The organism is Pseudomonas sp. TNT2022 ID1044 (assembly GCF_028656895.1).
In the GTDB taxonomy this organism is placed as follows: Bacteria; Pseudomonadota; Gammaproteobacteria; order Pseudomonadales; family Pseudomonadaceae; genus Aquipseudomonas; species Aquipseudomonas reinekei.
On sequence record NZ_JAMDHB010000034.1, the window covers coordinates 1 to 20,114 of the forward strand.

The window sequence follows — 20,114 nt, forward strand, 5'->3', positions numbered from 1 at the left end:
CCGCATGCCCACATGCGGTGGGGCTTTAATGCCTCTTCCACCGGGACACGACTGCTAAGCTTATCCACAATTGCTGATGCCAAATCAGCAATCCGCCCTGGGTCAATTTTCAATCGGCAGGGTGGGTCAGTTTTCAATCAGCGCCGACACTGCAGGGCATTGATTTGGGACTGCAACGCGGCGACTTCCTGGCTAAAATCTAGTTTGCGCAATTTAGATTGGTGATGAAGAGACACGAGTTCTTCGCGAGCAGATTCCAATTCTTGGCCTGCTCGAAGCGTTTTGCTATAGGAGGAGTCCGATGTTGTGGCATTGTATTCGCTGTGAAAGTAATGGTACAGCGACGAAGGGTCAGCGTGACCTGTTAACGCAATGACTTCACGGCAGATCTCATCACGTAGGCCTATTGTCCACCCGTTCTTGAGCTCAGGTGTTTTGGCGAATCTTGCCTCTAAACGGATGTTGATTTCTCGAGTAATGAAACGATGGCGGAACATTGAATAACATACACGAATGCCCGACAATTTTGTACCTTCACATAGTCGGTCAAGTTCTTTTGTGAGGGATTCTTTTTTAAATGTGCCCCCGTTATAACCGAGGAAAATATTATTTTGCTGTAATACCGTAGTTTTTCGGCTTTCTAAGAACTCGATGTAGCGATAGCGAGCGTCTAGGTAATTTTGAAACTGTCTAGCTGCCGATGCATCTATCTTGAATCGGCGTACAGGAGGAGGCGTGCCTCGCTTTTTCGTGAATGCCACGATTTCTTTGCTTTCTTTCACGTTCTGATTGAGAAATAAGTCAAGATCATATAGCTCCTCAGGTCGCATTCCCATAAGCTTCATCATCCTTATAGAAAACATTCGCCGCTCATATAGGTATAAGTTTGATGCGCTATAAAGCTCTGGGTCTTTAATGAATTTTAAGCGCGATTCGGCTGGTAGCTCTTCCCAGTCATGTTTTCGAAAAATTTCATCTTGAAGAATTTGAATTGTAGACTCAGGGATCGGTGCTTTGTCGTCATTGTAAGGTACGGCAGAGACAATCTCAGGATGGTCTAGGTATTGCTCTCCTGATTTGTAATTTGTTTTCAGTGAAATGGTAATATTTGCACCGCTATTTTCCAAGCCTACTATTGGGTTTGTGCAGAACTCGGGGTGGTTACTTGTTGCCCAGTAGAGAAAGCCGAGGGCCGTATGTTGAATTTGGCCAGTACGATTATTATTTCGTTTGTATCGAAACCCTGTCGCCGTTGGTATGGTCTCTTGAACCAATAATTCCTTTAGCGCGACAAAGTCGTCCTCATCGAAATCGAAGAAGGAAGTGTTCTTATTGTAACAATACCTCACTAGGTGGGTAATTAGGCCGGCAAGCGTTTTTGGAGAGTCTCGAGCGGCAGTGCTTAAACATTTATGAGTCATCCACAGGTTTACCAAGTGGCAAGGGCGCCCATTCGGCCAGCGGAGCAACACAAGGTTCGTCACTACTCTCGACTTACCTTGGAACCCCCCTGTTTTATATATCGGGAGTGCCTTGTCAGGTAGACGAGCTTGAGGATATGACGAGTATAGCTTTTTATTCACGCTCTTTTCCTCCCTTTATGATGTGTAATGTGTTGGTTTGGAGGGTGGCGTCATGCAATAAGAATGATTGGTACTTGGCTTTGGAAGTGTCAATCTTTATATTTATACTGGATAATATTCCGAGAGCGTCTTCAGAATTTTGCTCTTTCAGCGATACGAGAAAGTTGTAGATGTCAAAATAAGCTGTTGTACTTATATGTGCTTCAAGAAGAGCTATTCGTGCTTGATCTTTAAGGGAGGGAAGATGAGTGTTTGTTGCTGTGTTCGCTTTAGGAGTATAAAGCAAAAACGCTCGAGCACGCAGATCCTTTATTTCTGCCCAGAGATGTTCGAATTCGTGGGCAGATTCACAGCGCGATGCTGCATGCTTTAATGTATTCAGCGCAACTGGCGAAAACCAGCCCGGTATTTCAAGTCTGCAGAAGTCACGCATAGTTGCAATTCCGAGTATTTGCGATTTTGATAGCGAAATTCCACGTGCCAGGACTTGCTCAAGCCATTTATGACGAAGCCTTAAATTGTCGGATGTTGTAGTTTTCATCAGCTTTCTCTCCGAGCTTAATGGCAAAATCGATTGTGGATATTTTGAAGTCGTATTCTTCTAGATAAACTTTATAGATTATTAAGTCGAAGTCGGATTGGCCAATAACTTCGTCGAGATAGCTGAGGAACTCAGAGTGCTTGATGGTTGAGATGCTAGTTGCCTTAAAATGTTTTAGGACTTTTGTATAAACTGCTACCAGTCCCTGATTTGAGCCCTCTGGAAGCAGGCCCTGTTCAAGAGCTATCAACTTGTCATCAATGAATTCAGACTCATACCGAATCGCCTCGGAATCAGATATGTCGTAAGCTGTATAGTCGTTGATATGCTGGGAGTTCGATTGGCCAGCCGTGTACCGGAGTAATTCTTTGCTAGAATCACCCTCATGACGGTGAACGATGAGCAGGAAAAATTTACGCATCTCATGGACTCTGACATACCAACGTCTTCCGAATTTATCCAATGGAATCCTGATTAGGTCGCAGAACATGTTCGTGCAAGAGTTTAGTTTCCATTTGTTGTTCTTAAGGAGGCGAGGCATCATAAACCCTCGCGATGGCAGGTAGAACAAATCATCCGAATGTTCGGATACATCGCCATAGAATCGGCTAAGCGATTTTCCTAGTACCTGAAGTAATTGGATCGCATGCGCGGCCAGATATGGAATAGGTCGTTCGATGTCGGCATTGATACCTAGGTCACCAGTCTTTCCGGCTTCATGGTTAATAAACGCTCCACCTAAGGCCTTATCGCGAGACAGGCAGTCTCTTTTAAGCTTGCTGAGTTCTGCATTGCGGATAGGTTTAAGCATCCCGATTATTATTGCGCAAGCGCCATAGAATGCTTCCACAGCCATCATATAACTAGCCTCTCCTGCAGGCAGATTATGTTTGGTTTTACTTTGGAGTCTGGTGATGTTAAGTGCTTGAACTAGAGTCTGTGAAGGGAGACCATCCATCTCCTTTGTCGTCCACAGATACTTAGTTTCCTCGAACAGTTCCTGTTTCTTACGGGATCGGCTGCTGGAAGGATACCTGAGATCAATGTCAATGAATTTAGGTGTGTAAAAATCCAATGAAGAAACAATTGCTTCGCCATAGACCGTAACCCACATCGCGGCTTGGTTTAAACATTGAAAGCCAATATCAAAATGGATCAGCTTCGTGTGGCCAGAGCTCTTAAAGTTGTACGCGTATTGTAAGATAAGCTCATTTATGTCAACTTTAACATTTGGTATTTCGTTGGGCAGTCTTTCGTGCTCGTCAAAGAACTGCTGTAATATCACAAGCAAATCTTCAAAATACGGTGCTGTGATGCCTCCACAGGATACCTCGTCGATGGTTTGCGTGTTTTGTGTAGTGTGGCGCTGCCTCTGAATCGCTACATGAAGCAGATTGTCATCCTGTAAAAGAGGTTCGAATTGACGGATGAACAAGCGAAAGCTTCGGTTGTTAAAGGAAGTTGGTGTTCTACCTAGCACCTTGGTAAGGAACTCTCGGGACAGTATTCCTTTCTCATAATTGCTATTTTTCCCTGATGTGACGTACAGGTTTTGAGTTTCGAAATATAAAATTGCTTTTTCTATGAAGTCTTGTGGAAGATGGTCGGCGTCAAATTCCGCACCAGCTTGGAGGTCGAGGTAGCCAAGGACTTCACTAAGGTGCGCAAGAAATCTCTCCTTATATAATAGTGCTTCTCCCCATCCCCCTTTGCTCAGACCTTCGGCGATGGCTTTAAAAGCGTCGTTGGTAAGCTGCATGAATCCATATGCTGTAGGATTATAAGTTGCTTTATAAAGAATAATCCATGCAGAAAGATTCATGATAAAGTGAAAGTATACAGTCCATCTTTTTGGTGATGCCGCCTTTCCGTTGATACTTCCCATGCGGCAATGAAAGAGCCATTTTTGAGCTGTATATAATAGCTTGGCGTTGCAGTCGTCCGTCAGTAAGGTACCATCTGGCATTGGTTGACGAAAGTCGACATTGCTTAATTCAGCACTTCCTGGGAATGTAACCAACCATTCTGAATTGCCAAGTTCACCTTTCACTAGCCAGTCAGCTTGGTAGTTATAATTTTTCTTATGCAAACGGCTGCGATTCTCTGCTTGTTTAATAAGCGCGGCGATGCGGCGTTCTTCCAGAGAGGGATTGTCCATCTTAACATCTCAAGTCGAGTTTAATCAGGGGTCTCAGGTTTGGGGCAATCCTAAGTGCCTGGAAATGTGATTTCCTGATTTCACTGAGTGATTCTCCTGCTATCCTGTCGGCAACTGCGATCTCTGCATTGGTCGCAAGATCAAAGTCAAGCTCTACCGTCTTAACGAGTAAGTATCTTATAGCTGGAAATATCCATATCGGAAGTTGGGTGGCTAAATCAATAGCCGTCACTTGGTCAGCCGGCATGTTAGCCGCTGCATCTGCATAAGCGTAGATTGCGGCTAGGCTGGATGGACTGCGGTCAAACAAAAGTTCGCTTTCCAAAAACATCTCAATTATCGAGTTTGCGTCAGGAGAGTAATGGTTCAGCTTACTACGCATTGCTTCACTCAATGCATCTCCCTTATTAAGCCCTAATAAAACTCTGCGAATAAATGCCTCTAGTTCTTCTCTTGTTTCAAAGTCCGAAGCTGCAAGCTGCCACGGCATCCCTTCAGTCGCCGTTAAAATAAATTTTTGATGAATTGCCCTGAGGAAACGTGTTCCCCATCGTTTTATCATCCATTCAGGTATATAGTTCTTCCGGACTACTTGAAGTGAGTTGCCGAGAAGGTCAGCTACCGCCTGTATGCTTCCTTTGAGTAAGAACTCCAAAATTCCTTGGGTGCAGCGAATGCGAAATAGACTAACCATGTCGGCGCTGATACCTACGGCTTTAAGTTCATTTTCATATATGTCGTAAAATGAAAGTCCTTCGTATTGACTTAGCGTGCATGAAAATCCTGGGCGCGAGCCAATCTGCTTTCGGCTCGAAACTAGGAATAATTTTCTCCAGCCAGATTTTCTTTTAGCTAGTAAGCGTGCTCTGGGCATGGATGTGCATCTAATGACATCTGTCACGATGCGTATACTTAGCGGTGGCAATATGGATACCTTACGCTCCTGGGCACGAGGCTTACTTACGCTAAGTGTGATTCGTTTTGTATCACTAAATCCCCGGAGGTAATATGTTCCATGTTGACTATATAGCCGTACATTTGTAAGCGAGCTTGGGTTGAAGCATGGGTTTTCTGTAGCGATAATCACGCATGCTACGGCGCAATCTCGAGGAGAAAGGTAGCCCAGTAAACGGTTTAAGTTTTCATTGATAGTGGGGGTATTCACACCATCGTCGCCCACCAGCCTCCGAATCATTTGTCTGACTTTTGGTTTCAGTATTTTGTTATGGATGAGCTTTCTAAAAAATGGTGTTTCGCCTAAGCTTTTAATAGTTATTGTTTTGAGTTCGTCAGTGTGCTCTGCATAATATCGGGCGACTGAGAAAAACCATTGCGGGCCTGAAGGTGAGTCTGGATGTGCAATATGCAGGCCGTTTCGGTAAAAGCAATTGCTGTCTAGCACGCTTTCAATTTCGTCAGTGGTTATATTTGCATACAGCTTAGCCCCGTGATTATGGCACCTTAACATCCGATCCCAATAATCAATACTGCATTCTAGGAGCACTCCAGCTCGCCGCTCGAGAGTGCTTTTAAGGTCTAAGAGGTACACGTCGTCTACAAGATCAAGTCCGGCCTCTATAAGATATTTTTTAGGTAGCAAGCATTGAAGACTTTCTGGAACGATCACATTCTCTCGTTTATGCCCAAGAGGTTCCGTGAGATGATCTGAGGCTTTAAATGAAGAAGGTGCCTCGCCTGGCACGTACACGTCAGTAGGAATAAATCCAGTGCTTCGCAACTTCCGGTACAGGCCGGCAATGGCGCACCATTGATCCGTTCTGGTCTTAAACGCTAACTCCGTTCTGGCCAAATGCGATGCGTAATGTGTAAGTAGGAAGTTGTCCCATCCATCCGTCGCTGGTGGGAACGCTACCTGATTTTTAACTACATGCTTGAAAATGTTCCTGCCTGCGTCAAAAAAGCCTGGGTAACTAGATTCGGCGCCTCCTAGGCAAAGCGTTTTTATAGCCTCAGCAACCGGAATTATCTTTTCTGGCATTACCCATTCAGGAATTTTGATAGACCCAGTTCGAACTTCGCGTATGGCTTCATCATCGTCCCATTGGAAAGTAATTCTTTCAGTCGAGATTTGATAGGTGAGCATGAGCGCGTCTACATGAAGGTTTTGCTTTAAGATAGTACTCGTAAATGAGATGTCAAGAGCTTTTTCTTGCGCTCGGCTCCTGACTTTTTTGTGATTGCTGAGTATTTTTATTTGTTTTTTTCATTAATGTTTTAATTGGCAATATATAACTATTATTTTGTGCGATATAAAGATAGTTAAATTACTGAGCGTGTTTCGGTGCTTGTTTTTTATTTAAAAGGGTGTGAATTTTTATTGGCGTAAATGTTGAAAAAATCACAAAACAGATTCTAGTCGTGTCCCCGTTCGATCATCGGGGCAGCTTGAGACCCTCAGCAGTGGGGCTGCTGCGATTCTGACGCCGGAGCACCGTGTGACGCTTTTATAATTGAGTGGTAAGACACGCTTCGTTAGGCGCTGCAAGCTTTTTATGTCGAATATTGACATATGCGAAATTTGACTTTTTTTGCTGCGTCAGAGCGAATACACATGTTTTTTTACTATGAAAACTTCCTCGCTGAATGACGAATGAACGCTAGAGGTTCCTGCGAGTGCTACGCCATGGCTCCTAAATTTGGTTCAATGTTCGGTGACTGTGAGAAAAGACGTCATCCATCAAGCCTCCAGAAGCGGGCTCCTCAGTGCGCCTTATCTCGGTTGGCTTCGGAACGAGGCGGAGTCATTGAGTCAGGTTCGCTCAACGTTTAATCGCTGTACTCTGAGGGTGACTGTTCTTTTATCCAAAAATTCTGAAATCTGTGGAAGCTGAAATTTTGTGATGGTGTCAAGCGCCCAGTGTCAGCGGCGAACGCAACTCGCTGTTATTGATGCATTAATTCGAAATTTAAAATTCGTCTGTCTAGAAAACGTTGTTGCTCGACATCAACGGCATCCTCGGCCTGGCGGCGTTGATGGGTGGGCTCAAGCATGGCGAACAGTCGTACAACGACGATTCGGCACGCAGCTACAGCGTGATGATCCTCACCGCCATGGGCGTTTCCATGGTGGTGCCGGAGTTCATTCCCGAGGCTAACTGGAAACTCTATTCAGCATTCACCATCGGCGCGATGGTGGTGCTCTACACGTTGTTCCTGCGCATGCAGGTCGGGCCGCACAGCTATTTTTTCAGCTACAGCTACCCGGACAAACGCCGCAAGAAAACGCCTCTGGACGAGGAGCCGACGCCGGTCAATCTGACGCTGTCCATCGGCCTGCTGGTATTTGGTGTGGTGGTGATTGGCGCGTTGGCCGAAGTGATGTCCAAGACCCTTGATCTGGGCCTGGAGGGAACCGGAGCGCCGCCGGTGGTCACGGCCATTCTGGTGGCGGCGATTTCGGCGGCGCCGGAGATTCTGACCGCATTGCGCGCGGCACTGGCCAACCGCATGCAGTCGGTGGTCAACATCGCCATGGGCGCCTCGCTGTCGACGGTGATTCTGACGGTGCCGGTGATGGAAGCCATGGCGCTTTACACTGGCCAGCCGTTCCAGATGGCCATGACTCCGGTACAGACTGTGATGATCTTCCTCACGCTGATCGTCAGCGCGATCAACCTCAACGATGGCGAAACCAACGCCATCGAAGGCATGACTCACTTTGTGCTGTTTGCGACGTTTATCATGTTGTCGCTGCTCGGACTTTGAATCTCCACAAATCCCTTGTGGAAGCGGGCTTGCCCGCGATGAGGCCGTCACATTCAACATTTCTGTCGGCTGACAGTCCGCTATCGCGGGCAGGCGCGCTCCCACAGGTTTAATCGGTATTGAGTCAGGTCCCGGCAATCAACTGCCGAGCCGCCTGGCTGTGATCGGCAATCAACCCCTTCAGGTCCAGCCCTTCGACCTGTCCGTCGATCACTCGCCACTTGCCGCCAATCATCACCCGATCCGCACGGTCAGCGCCGCACAGCAGCAATGCCGAGACCGGGTCATGACTGCCGGAGAACCGCAGTTCATCGAGCTTGAACAGCGCCAGGTCAGCTTGCTTGCCCGGCGCAAGTTCGCCGATATCGGTACGGCCCAGCAGACTGGCCGAGCCTTTGGTTGCCCAACCCAGTACACGCTCCGGGGTGATCTTTTCCGCACCGTAACGCAAGCGCTGGATGTACAGCGCCTGGCGCGCTTCAAGCATCATGTTCGAGGCATCGTTGGACGCCGAACCGTCCACGCCCAAGCCGAGCAAGGCGCCGGCATCAGTCAGCTCGATGCTCGGGCAAATGCCGGAAGCCAGGCGCATGTTCGAGCTCGGGCAGTGGCAAATACCGGTGCGGGCGGCGCCCAGGCGAGCGATTTCGTCCGGGTTGAAATGGATGCCGTGGGCCAGCCAGGTACGCGGACCGAGCCAGCCGACGCTGTCCAGATAATCCACGGTGCGCAGGCCGAAGCGTTGCAGGCAGAAGTCTTCTTCGTCGAGGGTTTCGGCCAGGTGGGTGTGCAGGCGGACGTCCAGTTTGTTCGCCAGTTCGGCGCTCGCGGACATGATTTGCGGGGTCACCGAGAACGGCGAGCAAGGCGCCAGGGCGATCTGGATTTGTGCGCCGTCGCCGCGTTCGTGGTACTCGGCGATCAGGCGTTGACTGTCGTCGAGGATCACCTGGCCTTCCTGTACGGTCTGCTGCGGCGGCAGCCCGCCGTCCTTTTCGCCGAGGCTCATGGAGCCGCGCGTCAGCATCGCTCGCATGCCCAATTCGCGAACGCTTTCGACTTGCACGTCAATCGCGTTTTCCAGGCCTTCGGGGAACAGGTAATGGTGATCGGCCGCGGTGGTGCAGCCGGACAACAGCAACTCGGCCAGCGCGACTTTGGTGGCGAGGGCGAGCTTTTCCGGAGTCAGTCGAGCCCACACCGGATACAGGGTTTTCAGCCACGGGAACAACGGCTGGTTGACCACCGGCGCCCAGGCGCGGGTCAAGGTTTGATAGAAGTGGTGATGGGTGTTGATCAGGCCCGGGAGGATCACGTGCTCGCGGGCATCGAACACTTCATTGCACGGCGCGGACGGTTGTTGGCCGAGGCCGAGCACTTCGACGATTACTCCGTCTTGCAGCACAAGGCCGCCACGGGCATCGAGCTCGTTGGAGGTGAAAATGGCGAGGGGGTTTTTTAACCAGGTGCGGGTCGCAGGCATGTTGGCCGGCTCCTCTGAAAGTTGGGTTCAGGGTTGCCAGCTCAGTGTTGCCCTGTCTGCTGATCCAGGGTCGCCGGGGAGGCGAGGTGCGAAGTTTCGAACAAAACGCCCGTGCGGGCAAGCCCGTCCCGACCGGACAACACAAAACCTTTGCAGGAGCGAGCAAGCTCGCTCCTGCAAAGGGTGGCGGTGTTTACCAGGGAATGGTCTCGCCCCGGTAGTTGATGAAGTGATGTCCACCCTTGCCGACATACGCATTCACCTGATCCACCAAGCCACGCGTGCTGGTCTCGACATCAATGTCCGCGCCTTCACCGCCCATGTCGGTTTTCACCCAGCCCGGGTGCAGCGACAGCACGGTCAAAGCCTGTTCGCCCAATTGCATGACGAAGCTGTTGGTCATGGAGTTCAGTGCAGCCTTGCTCGCCTTGTATAACGCCAGTTCCGGCGCATCCGGCATGGTCACGCTGCCCAGCACCGAACTCATGAACGCCAGTACACCTGTGCCCGGGCGGATTTGCCCGACAAATCGCTGGGCCAGGTTAATCGGCGCCACCGCGTTGGTGAAGAACAGTTGCCCGACTTCGGCCAGGGTCGCGCCACCGTTGGGTGTCTGCACTTCAGGGCCTTTGACCCCGGCGTTGACGAACAGCAGGTCGAACACCTCGCCCTTGAGTTGCTGGCTCAAGGCGATGACCGCTTGCTGATCGTCCATGTCGAGTTTCTCGATCCGCACCTTGCCCAGCACTTTCAGCGCATCGGCATTCTGCGGGTTGCGCACGGTGGCGGTGACTTGCCAGCCATCGGCCAGAAGGGTCTTCACCAGGCCGAGGCCCAAGCCGCGGGAGGCGCCGATGATGAGTGCGGTTTTTGCCGTAGACATGAGTGGCTTCCTTGGTAAAAGAGGTTCAGTGGAGAGCGTTGACGGGGCCTATGCTGCAACGCTTGATGTCTGGCGTCGAGCCCGTTGTTGTCTGTTTGTGGCGACTAATGCCCGGCCTGCCACGGCTGCCCCAACGACACCGGCGCATACAGCCGCGTGCGCAGCGCATCCCGGGACAGCAACACCAGCACCACAATCGTTGCCACATACGGCAGCATCGCCAACAGACTCGACGGAATCGCCAGCCCCAACCCCTGTGCCACCAGGTGCAGGATGCTGGCGAGACCGAACAGATACGCGCCGAGCAACAGGCGCCACACCCGCCAGCTGGCAAACACCACCAGCGCCAGCGCAATCCAGCCGCGGCCTGCACTCATGTTCTCCGCCCACATTGGCGTGTAGGCAAGGGACAAATAAGCCCCGGCCAACCCGGCCATGGCGCCCCCGAACAACACCGCCAACGTGCGCACGCGCAACACCGGCAAGCCCATGGCACTCGCGGCATCCGGGCTTTCCCCGACGGCTTGAATGATCAGGCCGATGCGGCTTTTCAGAACCACCCAGGCCACCATCGCAAACAGCGCGAACGACAGGTACACCAGCAGATCCTGGGCAAACAGCATCCGCCCGATCAGCGGAATTTCACTCAAGTACGGAATCGCCAGCGGCTCGAATCCCGTCAGCGGTTTGCCCACCCACGCCGCACCGACAAAGGTTGAAAGACCCACGCCGAAAATCGTCAGGGCCAGGCCGGTGGCCACTTGATTGGCGTTGAACACCAGCGCAACCAGCGCAAACAGTGATGACAACAACATCCCGGCGAGCATCGCCAGTACCACACCCAGCCACAGGTTGCCGCTGTTGAAGGCGACAATAAACCCGATCACCGCACCGAACAGCATCATGCCTTCCTGACCCAGATTCAGTACGCCACTTTTTTCGCAAACCAGTTCGCCCAGTGCCACCAGCAACAACGGCGTACCGCAGCGCACCATGGCGTAGAAAATATTGCTCAGCAAATCGATATCCATCACAGCGCTCCTGCGTGTACGGCGGTGGCGGGTGCGCGGCGTGTCCAGCGCAGGTTCAAACGCGGTCGATAGAGAATCAGCACATCGCTGGCCAGCAGGAAAAACAGCATCATCCCCTGGAACAGCTGGGTGATTGCCTGCGGCAGATTCAGGCTCATTTGTGCACTCTCGCCACCGATGTACAGCAGCGCCATCAACAGGCTGGAAAGCAGGATGCCGACGGGATTGAGCCGGCCGAGAAAGGCCACGGTGATCGCCGCATAGCCGTACCCCGGAGAGACCTGCGGGACCAGTTGGCCAATGGGGCCGGTGACTTCGCAAACCCCCGCCAGGCCCGCCAGGCCACCGCTGATCAACAGCGCCAGCCAGATCAGGCGTTTCTCGCGAAAGCCCACGAAACCAGCCGCGCGCTTGTCCAGCCCGAGCACTTTGATCTGGAAGCCGACAAAGCTCTTCTGCAACAACACCCACACCGCCACCAGCGCGAGCAGGGCGAAATACACCCCTGCGTGCAACCGGCCATCTTCCGTCAGCAGCGGCAACCGGCTGGCATCACCGAACATCGCCGATTGCGGAAAGTTGAACCCTTCGGGGTCTTTCAGCGGCCCGTGGACGCAATACAACAACAGGTTCAGGGCAATGTAGTTGAGCATGATGCTGGTCAGGATTTCATTGGCATTGAAGTGCGTTCGCAGCCAGGCGGTCAGCCCGGCCCATGCCGCGCCGGCCAGAATGCCGGCGAGCAGGATCAGCGCCAGTGCCCAGCGGCTTTGCATGTCGATGATATTCACCGCCAGTGCACTGCCGGCCAACGCTCCAAGCAACAGTTGACCTTCGGCGCCGATGTTCCAGATGCGCGCCCGATACGCGACTGCCAGGCCCAGCGCGCACAGCAGAATCGGCAGTGCCTTGACCAGCAGTTCGCAGACGCCATACAGGTCACTGACCGGCGCGATCAGCAGGGTATGCAAGGTCAGCAAGGGGTCATGCCCCAAGGCAAGAAACAGCAACGAGCCACAGCCCAGCGTCAGGGCCGCCGCCAGCAGTGGCGAGCACCACAACATCACGCGCGATTGCTGGCCACGGGGTTCAAGAGAAAGCAGCATGTGACACTCCGTTAATGCGTGGCGGGTACAGGGGATTGAGGGATATCGAACTGGCCGGCCATCCAGCCTCCGACATCGGTCAGGCGGGTATCGACGGTAGCCTGGAGTGGCGACATGCGTCCGCTGCACAAGGCGCCGAGGCGGTCGCTGATCTGGAACAGTTCGTCGAGGTCTTCAGAGATCACCAGGATCGCCGCTCCCGCATCTCGCAAGGCAATCAGGGCCCGGTGGATCGTCGCGGCGGCCCCAACGTCCACGCCCCAGGTCGGGTGCGCGGCCACCAATAATTTGGGTTGCTGGAGGATTTCCCGACCGAGGATGAATTTCTGCAGGTTGCCGCCGGACAGGCTGCGGGCCGGTGCCTGAGCGTCCGGTGTCTTGACCCCGAAGCGTTCGATGATGGTGTTGGCCAGCGCCTGGACTTTGCCGCGCTGGATCAGGCCGTTGCTCACCAGGCCTTGCTGGAAAGCGGTGAGCAGTGCGTTGTCCGCCAGACTCAATTCCGGCACGGCACCATGCCCCAGCCGATCGGCAGGGACGAACGCCAGGCCGCGCTGGCGGCGTGCGTCGGGGCGCAAATGTGCAACCGGTTCGAGGCCGAAGCTGATCCTCGCGCTGTCGACGCGAGGCAGCCGTTCTTCACCGCTGAGCAAGGCCAGCAACTCGTCCTGGCCATTGCCGGCGACCCCGGCGATGCCGACGATTTCACCGCTGCGCACTTGGAGGTCGATGGCCTTGAGCGAACAGCCGAAGGGATCCGGGTTATGCCAGGACAAGCCCTGCACGTTCAGCCAAACGTCGGTGCCCGTCACTTTGGGGTAATCAGTGATCAACGCCGCCGCTTCGCCGACCATCAATTGCGCCAGTTGCTGATCCGAACACTCGGCCGGTACGCAATGCCCGGCCACTCGACCAGACCGGAGCACGGTGGCGCTATGGCAAAGCGCACGGACTTCACCGAGTTTGTGGCTGATGAATAAAATGCTGCAGCCCTCGGCAGCGAGCCGGCGCAAGGTGACGAACAGTTCATCGGCCTCTTGCGGGGTCAGCACCGACGTCGGCTCGTCAAGAATCAGCAGGCGGATGTCCTGCATCAGGCAGCGTACGATCTCCACCCGTTGCCGCTCACCGATCGACAGGCTGTGGACAAGTCGCTCGGGCTCCAGCGCCATGCCATAGCGCTGCGACACTTCACGAATCTTCGGCTCCAGCTGTTTCGGCGTGCCCGCCGCCGCCCCCATCGCCAGGGCAATGTTCTGCGCCACGGTAAGTGTTTCGAATAGCGAGAAATGCTGGAACACCATGCCGATTCCCAGGCCGCGAGCCTGGGCGGGGTTGCGCATGCTCACACGCTGCCCTTGCCAGATCATCTCACCCGAATCGGCATGAGTAACGCCGTAGATAATCTTCATCAACGTACTTTTGCCCGCGCCGTTTTCACCGAGCAAGGCGTGGATTTCACCGGGCGCAATGCTCAGATCGATGGCGTCGTTGGCCAGGCAACCGGGGTAGCGCTTGCTGATTCTGTGCAACTGCAGGCGAGGTGTTGTATCGACAATGGGCGCGGGGTGGGTCATCACAGGCTCGGTTCGATTGGAGTTATGCCTGTGGATAAAGCAATTTTCTGGCCAGTAGGTCAGGAAATCCTCCGCGCCGCACCAACTGGAGCGTTGAATCCGGCACTTGGCTGCGCATGATCCAAAACACGGCACCACTTGGGGGCAAAGCCGTTGATCTGGCTCCGGTTTTGCGCGTTCGGTTTTGGTTAAAAAATGAGCAGCACGCTGCAAGCCATGCCGGATATGGGGCCGCGTCAGCCATGAACGGGTTATCCACAGATTGCTCCACAGTATTTGTGCGCAAGCTCAAAACTCGGGCATAAGCACTGCGCGGCTTTCTTCTAAAGGTGCTAAACGGCTCTAACTGATTGTTTTTACTTCGATTTTGAATTTTAGATAGCGAATTGGGTGAAAAATGAGCAAAGCCCGCAAAGCCGCATGACAGAAGGGTTACAGCAGTATGTGCTCAGGTTATCCACAGCCGGGTGCACAGTAGATGTGGGCAAATGTGGAATAAGTGAAAAAACGTCGTGCCCCAAAAGATCGCACCCTTGCAGGCGCTGCCGCAGGCTGCGATCTTTTGATCTTCTAGCGCTGCAACAAAATGCGCCCACGGCTCAAGTCCGCAAGCTGCGATTGCAAGGTTTCGATCTGCCCGGCACCCACCGCCAACTGCAACTCCACGCCATTGGCCGTGAAATCTTCTTGCACAACCAGCCCGCCGTTTTCCGCGACTCGCAGTTTGACCAGCGCCAATTCACTGAACGCACAGGCACACCGCAACGGCACGCGGCTGATCAGTTCCACCTTCGGCGCCGCTTGCAGACATTTGTTGGCACCTCCGCCATAGGCCCGGGCCAGTCCGCCGGTACCGAGTTGAATGCCGCCATACCAGCGAATCACCAGCACCACGACCTGATCGCAATACTGCGCATCAATAGCCGCCAGGATCGGCCGTCCAGCGGTACCCCCAGGCTCACCGTCGTCGGTGCTGCGGTATTGGTCGCCGAGCTTCCACGCCCAGCAATTGTGCGTGGCATTCAGGTCGCTGTGCTGTTCGATGAATGCCTGCGCTTCGGCAGGACTGCTGATCGGCGCGGCATAGGTGATGAAGCGGCTTTTGCGAATCTCTTCGCGGTATTCGCAAAAGTCGCTGAGGGTAAAAGGCATAGTCGTCTTAGATAGATGGCGTCAGGCCGCAGCCTTTGAGAATGATGCGGATCAGGTTGTTGCCGGCGTCTTCCATGTCCTGTTTGGTCAACTTGGTACGACCGCTGACTCGGCAGATCTGCGTGGCGAAGTCAGCGTAGTGTTGAGTGCTGCCCCACAGCAGGAAGATCAGATGCACCGGGTCGACCGGGTCCATTTTGCCAGCGTCGATCCACGCTTGAAACACGGCGGCACGGCCTTGGAACCAGGTGCGATAGTCCTGGTTGAAATACTCGGTCAGGCATTCGCCGCCGCTGATGACTTCCATGGCGAAGATGCGCGAGGCTTGCGGCTGGCGTCGGGAAAATTCCATTTTGGCGCGGATGTAGCGGGTCAGGGCTTCGGCCGGATCATCTTCGGCGGTCAGGGTGTTGAAGGTGCTGTCCCACAATTCGATGATGTTGCTCAGCACCGCCACGTACAAACCGAGTTTGTTGGTGAAGTAGTAATGCAGGTTGGCTTTGGGCAACCCTGCATTCAAGGCGATGGTGTTCATGCTGGTGCCCTTGAACCCGTGACGGGCGAACTCGTCTTCGGCGGCTTTGATGATGGTCTCTTCATTCTTCTGACGAATGCGGCTGGCGGGTTTGCCGCCGTGAGCAGGGACTTCAAAGGTCATAGGCACTTCCGGACAAGTGGGTGGGGGCATCCAGTGCGTTGATAGCCTAAATCCGAAAGCACCACAACCCTGCAGGAGCCAGCAAGCCGGCTCCTGCAGGGGGTGTTTTCAGCGCGTGGCAGCCAGGCTTTCGAGGAAGCTTTCCAGAACCAGGTGTGGGCGACGGCCTTTGCGGGTAACCGAGGCAAGGCTCAGGTCGTAGAAGCGCGTTTTTGATTTCAAGGCGCGCAAGCGACCCTGTTGCACCCAGAGACTGGCGTAGTGGTCCGGCAAATAACCGATATAGCGCCCGGTCAAAATCAGGAACGCCATGCCTTCGCGGTCCGACGCGCTGGCGGTGCAATTGAGTGCCTGGTAATGGGCCTGGATTTCTGCGGGCAGACGGAAGGTCGGGGCAATGGCGTCCTGAGTGTTCAGGCGCTCGTCGTCCAGTTGCTTGTCGTCGACATAAAACAGCGGGTGACCGACCGCGCAATACAACAACGAACGCTCGCTATACAGCGGTTGATATTCCAGCCCAGACAGCGCGCTGGCCTGGGGCACCACGCCGACATGCAGACGCCCGTCGAGCACGCCTTGTTCCACTTCGTTGGGCGCGATCATGCGAATCTGGATTTGCACGTCAGGCCCGCGTTCCTTTAATTGGGCCAGGGCATGGGTGATGCGCATGTGGGGCAGGGTGACCAGGTTATCAGTCAGGCCAATGGTCAACTCGCCGCGCAAGTGCTGATGCAGGCCATTGACCTCCGTGCGGAAACTTTCCAGTGCGCTCAGTAACTGCAGCGCTGATTGATACACCTCGCGACCTTCCTCCGTCAGGGAGAAACCGGCACGCCCGCGTTGGCAAAGGCGCAATCCCAGGCGCTGCTCCAGATCGCTCATCTGCTGGCTGATGGCTGAGCGGCCGATGCCGAGCACGGTTTCCGCTGCGGAGAAGCCACCGCATTCGACGACGCTGCGAAAGATCCGCAACAAGCGAATATCAAAGTCGCTGACTTGCGCCAGGGGATCGGGGCGGCGGCTGGACATAGTTTAGTGATGGCCTGACTAAAGGTTAGAAAAGTTGGATTTCACCGACTTTATCTCCGTGGCAATTTAGCTGCAAGAACGGTTTTTATCCCTACGCCGCTTATCGCCCTTGCGAGGTTTCGCTCATGAACTTGCCCGAAAACGCACCGACTTCTCTGGCCAGCCAGCTCAAGCTCGATGCTCACTGGATGCCTTACACCGCCAACCGCAACTTCCAGCGCGACCCGCGCCTGATTGTCGGTGCCGAAGGCAGCTGGTTGATCGACGATAAGGGCCGCAAAATTTATGACTCGCTGTCCGGTCTGTGGACCTGCGGCGCCGGGCACACCCGCAAGGAAATCCAAGAGGCGGTGGCCAAGCAACTGGGCACCCTCGATTACTCGCCAGGCTTCCAGTACGGCCATCCTCTGTCGTTCCAGCTGGCTGAAAAAATCACCGACCTGACGCCGGGCAACCTGAACCACGTGTTCTTCACCGACTCGGGCTCCGAGTGCGCCGACACCGCCGTGAAGATGGTTCGTGCTTACTGGCGCCTGAAAGGCCAGTCGACCAAGACCAAAATGATCGGACGTGCCCGTGGCTATCACGGGGTGAACATCGCCGGCACCAGCCTCGGTGGCGTGAACGGCAACCGTAAACTGTTCGGTCAGGCGATGATGGATGTCGATCACTTGCCGCACACACTGCTGGCAAGCAACGCTTACTCCCGTGGCATGCCGGAGCAGGGTGGTATTGCCTTGGCTGACGAACTGCTGAAGCTGATCGAACTGCACGACGCTTCGAACATCGCCGCGGTGTTCGTTGAGCCAATGGCGGGTTCCGCCGGTGTGCTGGTTCCACCTCAGGGTTACCTCAAGCGTCTGCGCGAAATCTGCGATCAGCACAACATCCTGCTGGTGTTCGACGAAGTGATCACCGGTTTCGGCCGTACCGGCACCATGTTTGGCGCCACCACCTTCGGCGTGACCCCGGACCTGATGTGCATCGCCAAGCAAGTCACCAACGGTGCAATCCCGATGGGCGCGGTGATTGCCAGCTCCGAGATCTACCAGACCTTCATGAACCAGGCGACGCCTGAGTACGCCGTCGAGTTCCCGCACGGCTACACCTATTCCGCGCACCCGGTGGCTTGCGCCGCGGGCCTGGCAGCGCTCGATCTGCTGCAAAAGGAAAATCTGGTACAGAGCGTGGCTGAAGTCGCACCGCATTTCGAAAATGCGCTGCATGGCCTGAAGGGCACCAAGAACATCATCGACATCCGTAACTTTGGCCTGGCCGGTGCGATCCAGATCGCCCCGCGTGACGGCGACGCTATCGTGCGTCCGTTCGAAGCCGGCATGGCGCTGTGGAAAGCCGGGTTCTACGTACGCTTCGGCGGCGACACCCTGCAGTTCGGCCCAACCTTCAACAGCAAGCCGCAAGACCTGGATCGCCTGTTCGATGCGGTCGGCGAAGTGCTGAGCAAGATCGACTGATTTCTCCTTCTATATACCTATAAACAACGGGCGCTCGGAAACGCGCGCCTGTGGACAACTTTTCAGGAGCTTCCATGAGCGTTATTCCGCATTTGATCAATGGCGAACTGGTGACCGAGAACGGTCGCGCGGTTGATGTGTTCAACCCGTCCACCGGTCAGGCAATCCACAAGCTCCCACTGGCGACCCGCGACACCATCCAGAGCGCCATCGACGCCGCCAAGGCTGCATTCCCGGCCTGGCGCAACACGCCGCCGGCCAAGCGTGCCCAAGTGATGTTCCGCTTCAAGCAACTGCTGGAGCAGAACGAAGCACGCATCTCGCAATTGATCAGCGAAGAGCACGGCAAAACCCTGGAAGATGCTGCCGGTGAATTGAAGCGCGGCATCGAGAACGTCGAGTTCGCTTGCGCTGCACCGGAAATCCTCAAGGGTGAGTACAGCCGTAACGTCGGTCCGAACATCGACGCCTGGTCTGATTTCCAGCCGCTGGGCGTCGTGGCCGGTATTACGCCGTTCAACTTCCCGGCAATGGTGCCGCTGTGGATGTACCCGCTGGCGATCGTCTGCGGTAACTGCTTCATCCTCAAGCCTTCCGAGCGTGACCCGAGTTCGACGCTGCTGATCGCCCAGTTGCTGCTCGAAGCTGGCCTGCCGAAAGGTGTGCTGAGCGTGGTGCACGGTGACAAGACGGCGGTGGATGCATTGATCGAAGCGCCGGAAGTCAAAGCGCTGAGTTTCGTGGGGTCGACGCCGATTGCCGAGTACATCTATTCCGAAGGCACCAAGCGCGGCAAACGCGTACAGGCCTTGGGCGGCGCGAAGAACCATGCGGTGCTGATGCCGGACGCGGATCTGGACAACGCCGTCAGCGCACTGATGGGCGCGGCTTACGGTTCTTGCGGTGAACGCTGCATGGCGATCTCGGTGGCCGTGTGCGTGGGTGATCAGGTGGCCGATGCACTGGTGGCCAAACTGGTTCCGCAAATCAAGGCATTGAAAATCGGAGCCGGCACCAGCTGTGGTCTGGACATGGGCCCTCTGGTTACCGGTCAGGCCCGTGACAAGGTCAGCGGTTATGTAGAGGACGGCGTAGCTGCTGGCGCCAAGTTGGTGGTGGATGGTCGTGGTCTGACCGTAGCCGGTCATGAAGAAGGCTTCTTCCTGGGTGGCTGCCTGTTCGACAATGTCACACCGCAGATGCGTATCTATAAAGAAGAGATCTTCGGGCCAGTGCTGTGCGTTGTCCGGGTCAACAGCCTGGAAGAAGCCATGCAGTTGATCAACGATCATGAATACGGCAACGGCACCTGCATCTTCACCCGTGACGGTGAAGCGGCGCGGTTGTTCTGCGACGAGATCGAAGTGGGCATGGTCGGTGTGAACGTACCTTTGCCGGTGCCGGTGGCTTACCACAGCTTTGGCGGCTGGAAGCGTTCGCTATTCGGCGATCTGCATGCCTACGGCCCGGATGGCGTGCGTTTCTACACTCGCCGCAAAGCGATCACTCAACGCTGGCCCCAGCGTGCGAGCCACGAAGCCTCGCAATTCGCTTTCCCTAGCTTGTAAGTAGAAGGGCATAAGAAGGCCGACCCAAGGGGGCGGCCTTTCTGTTTTTGGGGGGTTTTTGACTTATATGACAGTTTTGTGAAAATAGCTGTTGACGGCAAATCTCAGATGTCTATAATTCGTCCCACTTCCGGCGCAGTCGAA

14 protein-coding genes and 1 pseudogene are annotated in these 20,114 nt (G+C 54.5%); 3 read left to right on the forward strand and 12 right to left on the reverse strand.

The genetic code is table 11. The features are described from left to right. Nucleotides 1–137: 137 nt before the first annotated feature. The 4 genes from M5G20_RS29300 to M5G20_RS29315 form a co-directional block, all read right to left on the reverse strand. Entirely contained in the window at nt 138–1,421 is a 1,284-nt protein-coding gene (locus M5G20_RS29300; RefSeq protein WP_273921998.1) for a hypothetical protein, read from the reverse strand. A 154-nt stretch (nt 1,422–1,575) separates the two neighbouring features. Further along, nucleotides 1,576–2,124: a hypothetical protein gene (locus tag M5G20_RS29305; protein WP_273921999.1), complete on the reverse strand. Its 549-nt coding sequence runs from the start codon at nt 2,122–2,124 to the stop codon at nt 1,576–1,578. Next, the gene (locus tag M5G20_RS29310; protein ID WP_273922000.1) at nt 2,084–4,282 is read right to left on the reverse strand and encodes a hypothetical protein; all 2,199 of its coding nucleotides are present in this window, start codon (nt 4,280–4,282) and stop codon (nt 2,084–2,086) included. Before M5G20_RS29310 ends, M5G20_RS29305 begins: the two co-directional genes overlap by 41 nt. 1 nt (nt 4,283) lies before the next feature. Beyond that, the gene (locus M5G20_RS29315; protein ID WP_273922001.1) at nt 4,284–6,386 is read right to left on the reverse strand and encodes a hypothetical protein; all 2,103 of its coding nucleotides are present in this window, start codon (nt 6,384–6,386) and stop codon (nt 4,284–4,286) included. 848 nt (nt 6,387–7,234) lie between these two features. On the opposite strand from M5G20_RS29315, the pseudogene M5G20_RS29320 reads away from it, so the two are divergent. Then, nucleotides 7,235–8,008: pseudogene (locus M5G20_RS29320) on the forward strand (calcium:proton antiporter); the annotation flags it as partial. A gap of 124 nt (nt 8,009–8,132) precedes the next feature. Here M5G20_RS29320 and M5G20_RS29325 read toward each other — a convergent pair. The 8 genes from M5G20_RS29325 to M5G20_RS29360 form a co-directional block, all read right to left on the reverse strand. Continuing rightward, entirely contained in the window at nt 8,133–9,491 is a 1,359-nt protein-coding gene (locus M5G20_RS29325; RefSeq protein ID WP_273922002.1) for an 8-oxoguanine deaminase, read from the reverse strand. Nucleotides 9,492–9,684: 193 nt separating this feature from the next. Continuing rightward, entirely contained in the window at nt 9,685–10,374 is a 690-nt protein-coding gene (locus tag M5G20_RS29330) for an SDR family oxidoreductase (RefSeq protein ID WP_273922003.1), read from the reverse strand. 104 nt (nt 10,375–10,478) lie between these two features. Then, the gene (locus M5G20_RS29335; RefSeq protein ID WP_075947880.1) at nt 10,479–11,405 is read right to left on the reverse strand and encodes an ABC transporter permease; all 927 of its coding nucleotides are present in this window, start codon (nt 11,403–11,405) and stop codon (nt 10,479–10,481) included. After that, entirely contained in the window at nt 11,405–12,511 is a 1,107-nt protein-coding gene (locus M5G20_RS29340; RefSeq protein WP_273922004.1) for an ABC transporter permease, read from the reverse strand. Before M5G20_RS29340 ends, M5G20_RS29335 begins: the two co-directional genes overlap by 1 nt. A gap of 11 nt (nt 12,512–12,522) precedes the next feature. Further along, complete coding sequence (locus M5G20_RS29345) at nt 12,523–14,088, reverse strand: ABC transporter ATP-binding protein (RefSeq protein ID WP_273922005.1); 1,566 nt, start codon at nt 14,086–14,088, stop codon at nt 12,523–12,525. 570 nt (nt 14,089–14,658) lie between these two features. After that, nucleotides 14,659–15,240 (reverse strand): IMPACT family protein, encoded by a 582-nt coding sequence (locus M5G20_RS29350; RefSeq protein ID WP_273922006.1) that lies wholly within the window; start codon nt 15,238–15,240, stop codon nt 14,659–14,661. Nucleotides 15,241–15,247: 7 nt separating this feature from the next. After that, nucleotides 15,248–15,898, reverse strand: coding sequence for a TetR/AcrR family transcriptional regulator (locus tag M5G20_RS29355; RefSeq protein ID WP_273922007.1), 651 nt, complete (start codon nt 15,896–15,898; stop codon nt 15,248–15,250). 108 nt (nt 15,899–16,006) lie between these two features. Continuing rightward, nucleotides 16,007–16,927, reverse strand: a complete 921-nt coding sequence (locus tag M5G20_RS29360; RefSeq protein WP_273922008.1) for a LysR family transcriptional regulator — start codon at nt 16,925–16,927, stop codon at nt 16,007–16,009. A 125-nt stretch (nt 16,928–17,052) separates the two neighbouring features. Here M5G20_RS29360 and M5G20_RS29365 point away from each other — a divergent pair, with 125 nt between their 5' ends. Continuing rightward, nucleotides 17,053–18,402, forward strand: coding sequence for an aspartate aminotransferase family protein (locus M5G20_RS29365; RefSeq protein ID WP_273922009.1), 1,350 nt, complete (start codon nt 17,053–17,055; stop codon nt 18,400–18,402). A 74-nt stretch (nt 18,403–18,476) separates the two neighbouring features. Then, entirely contained in the window at nt 18,477–19,970 is a 1,494-nt protein-coding gene (locus M5G20_RS29370) for a CoA-acylating methylmalonate-semialdehyde dehydrogenase (RefSeq protein WP_273922010.1), read from the forward strand. The last annotated feature ends 144 nt before the right edge of the window (nt 19,971–20,114 follow it).